Here is a 1310-nt window from a genome sequence, read left to right on the forward strand (position 1 = left end):
CAATGAGTAGGGCTTTTTTGTAGGTGCTTGAAGGGACTCTGGTCATGGAAATTTCTGCACAAAGCATCGCCGCCGAACTCATGGGGCAGGTCGAGAAGCTCCTCCCGGCGCGTCCTTTAGTGAGCGGTGGATTTCATCATTTTGTTATCCGAGCGTCGGTAACCGCTGAGGTAAGTCCTACGATGTCGTCCGAAGCCTTCGATATTTTTCTGTGCAAACTTGCAGACGAGTGTCGTGAGTGGTCAGTCGAAATCAGTGGCAGCTTGGACGATTTGGTGATCACTTTCTCTAGGTGAGCCCACGGGTAATTGAACCCCGATTTTTAAGAACAAATCTATGCGAAAAGCCCGGAAATGCGATCCAGGCTTTTTTGGGTCCCTCATTCAGGTTTAAGCATTGTCGCGGCCGTCGCCGGAAGGTTCGCCCGTTTTGCTAGGCCAATTGCGATGGCAATCAATCACGGACACATCTTCTCCTTGCGCGTGCATGCGACGCAGGTAAGACACTGGTCGTACGTCGCTTGATTCAAAAGGAGACCATGTGCAGACAGCATGGTCGCCATGCTCTTTTATCGATTCGTTGAGTAGCCTGATCAATTCGCTGGCTTTCATAGGATTCCATGCCTTATTGGATCTGGATTGTTCGCTCCGCGTACCTGCCTCGACAATAGCACTCAACTAACAGCCCGCCACTGCGCGGGCTTTTTCTTTTTCATGCCCTACGAAGTCGAGCGCATGGAGTATCTACAGCGCCTGCTCGACAAAATCGACAGGTTCGAATTGCTTATCTCGGGCCTGGGTGGCGCTGTGATCGCCAGCTGGTGGCATAAGGACGACTTGAACGACTGGCGTGCTTGGATGATCTTCCTCATCACCGGCATGGCCTGCTCGATCTATTTGACGAGCATGGTCAGCACCTACCTGGGTGTGACCGAGCCGAAGATCGTCGCCGGCATTGGTAAGGCGCATCGCTTTCGCATAGTCCGCTTCAAGGTCATCGGGCAGCGATTCACAATCCAGCTTGGCTGTAGCCATCAGTTGGGGCTTCGTCGTAGCTGTAGCGGGAGGCCTGCGCAGCCATTGCCGGGCCAGCGAGAAGTAACGCACAGAGATATAAGCGTCCGTGCATTGGTTTGAAGTCTCGAAATGTCAAAGTTAGCGGAGTATACCCGGCCAATGGGCGACACGTTTTCGGATGCGCCAAATCGTGGCGCGAGGTTTTCAGATGAACAACGTCACCCGCCTGCGCCACGCGCTCCCGATGAGCCAGGACATCAACAAGGCCCTGACTGATCTGGGTAGCGCCATCGC

Annotated in this window: 2 protein-coding genes; both read left to right on the plus strand. The window is 53.8% G+C overall.

Annotated features, from left to right (window positions below):
- Positions 1-44 precede the first annotated feature (44 nt).
- Positions 45-296 (plus strand): hypothetical protein, encoded by a 252-nt coding sequence (locus ACI77I_RS31980; RefSeq protein ID WP_407000196.1) that lies wholly within the window; start codon positions 45-47, stop codon positions 294-296.
- Between the two features lie 438 nt (positions 297-734).
- Positions 735-1136, plus strand: coding sequence for a hypothetical protein (locus tag ACI77I_RS31985; protein ID WP_407000198.1), 402 nt, complete (start codon positions 735-737; stop codon positions 1134-1136).
- The last annotated feature ends 174 nt before the right edge of the window (positions 1137-1310 follow it).

Origin of the sequence: Pseudomonas sp. D47 (assembly GCF_045447305.1) — a bacterium.
GTDB lineage: Bacteria > Pseudomonadota > Gammaproteobacteria > Pseudomonadales > Pseudomonadaceae > Aquipseudomonas.